The organism is Xanthovirga aplysinae, from assembly GCF_009711365.1.
GTDB lineage: Bacteria > Bacteroidota > Bacteroidia > Cytophagales > Cyclobacteriaceae > Xanthovirga > Xanthovirga aplysinae.
On sequence record NZ_SMMB01000498.1, the window covers coordinates 1 to 1,926 of the forward strand.

General features: G+C 36.6%; 2 protein-coding genes. Both read right to left on the reverse strand.

Annotation, left to right across the window (positions count from 1 at the left end; genetic code table 11):
- Positions 1 to 46: 46 nt before the first annotated feature.
- The gene (locus tag E1171_RS02105; RefSeq protein ID WP_155203611.1) at positions 47 to 943 is read right to left on the reverse strand and encodes a rhomboid family intramembrane serine protease; all 897 of its coding nucleotides are present in this window, start codon (positions 941 to 943) and stop codon (positions 47 to 49) included.
- Positions 944 to 1,120: 177 nt separating this feature from the next.
- Entirely contained in the window at positions 1,121 to 1,915 is a 795-nt protein-coding gene (locus E1171_RS02110; RefSeq protein ID WP_155203613.1) for a rhomboid family intramembrane serine protease, read from the reverse strand.
- Positions 1,916 to 1,926: the final 11 nt, after the last annotated feature.

The window sequence follows — 1,926 nt, forward strand, 5'->3', positions numbered from 1 at the left end:
GGGTAGTTGATCAACTACCCTTTCTTTATTTATAGCCTTTAGAGGCCTATTTTTTACTTGCATTAAAAAGCTTCTGCTTTTCTTCTTTGCTTAGGCTTTCGTAACCAGAAGCTGATATTTTATCTAGGATAGCATCGATTTCAGCTTGTTCTGTTTTTGACATTTTACTTTTTGGAGCCGAAGATTGACTAGTGTTAGTCCGGTGATAAGTGACCTTAATTTTAGATTTCTTCTTAAATAGGTCCAGGTTTTTGAAAAATGCAATGATTTTTAATACCGGTTTTCCCAAATCAATACCTTTGCGCATTTGGCTTACATATAAATAACCAATGAGGGCGCCTCCCAGGTGGGCAATATTTCCACCCGCATTTGCTCCTGCAGTGCCCAAAAGGGAAATAAGAATATAGATGGCAGCAATGTATTTTAATCGAACGGGCCCAATAAACAGAAGGAAAAAAGTATAATCGGGTAAAAGGGTTGCTGCAGCCACGACAATGGCATATACTGCGGCTGAGGCTCCAACCATTTGGCTGTTGATACCAGCATAATAGGGAACAAAATTATAAACTAATAAATAGATCACTCCTCCAGCTAATGCTCCCAAAATATATAAGGATAATAATTTCCTGCTTCCAATGTATTCCATTAGAAGTTTGCCAAACCAATACATCACAAGCATATTAAAGAAAATATGAAGTATGCCTGCATGCATGAACGCATAAGTTATGATGGTCCAAGGTCGGCTTAAAAATAGGCTGAAATTTGAAGGAATTGCCAATTGGCGGTTAATGCTTTCCATTAAAGGAGAAAAGCCCATTGGGATAGAAAGCACTCCTAACACTCCTAATACAACAAAGACGGCTATATTGATAAGGATAAGCTGAATTAAGCTGTTATCCCTTTTTTTGAAGGCGCTTTTAAATTCTTCTAACAAACTATTCATCAAGGTTTCCTTTGACGTTTCACTAAACAGTTAATGGCTATTAAGTTAACTTATTTTTATACAGTTTATTCCCGTAAAATATTGTTTTTGGTTGGTATCAAACAAATTTATGATCCTATGCCCTTATCACACTTTTTGATCAATTATTCATTATAAATTATTAAATCTTCACCTAAATCAATACCTGGAATTATAACGATTTCCTCTCCACATTCGAAGTAAAATATAGGCAAAAAGCATTCCTCCCAAGTGAGCAAAATGGGCCACATTATCTCCTGGTTGATTGAGAATACCTGCATATAATTCATAAATACCATAAAGGGCTACAAAGTATTTGGCTTTGATTGGGACAGGGAAGAATAAAAGCATGAGTTCGAGATTTGGGAAAAGCATGCCAAAAGCCATTAAAATCCCAAAAATAGCTCCTGATGCGCCCACTAAAGGAATACCCATTTTATAATATAAGGCTCCCCTGGCTAATTCAATGCTTTTCTGAACAGCTGCATGACTATCCGGATTATCATAAAATGAATTGATAAAATCGTAATAGGAATTATAGGCAAAGGACAGGTCTTTACTGATAAGATTACCAAATGCATCGGGTCCAGGATTTGCCATATAAGCACTTACGGCTTCCTGTAGGTGATACATCTCAACTGTATTTACAACAGAATAAAGGAAACTGGCACCCAGTCCTGTCACCATATAAAAAATAAGGAATTTATTGGACCCCCACATTCGCTCTAGCATGGGCCCAAACATGAATAAGGCAAACATATTCCCAAATAAATGCCCCAAACTACCATGCATAAACATGTGGGTAAATATTTGATAGGGCCGGAAAGTATCTGCCTTATAAAAAGGTAATCCAAAAATATCTTGAAAGTCATATGGTAAAATCTCTCCCGCCAAAAATGCCCCGATATTGATCATCAGAAGGGTTTTTACCATTGGGGTTAAGTTTCTAAACATGTTTTAGCAAT

Coding starts and splice junctions, on each gene's coding strand:
- E1171_RS02105 (WP_155203611.1), bottom strand. CDS start 943: ATGAATAGTTTGTTAGAAGAATTTAAAAGCGCCTTCAAAAAAAGGGAT.
- E1171_RS02110 (WP_155203613.1), bottom strand. CDS start 1,915: ATGTTTAGAAACTTAACCCCAATGGTAAAAACCCTTCTGATGATCAAT.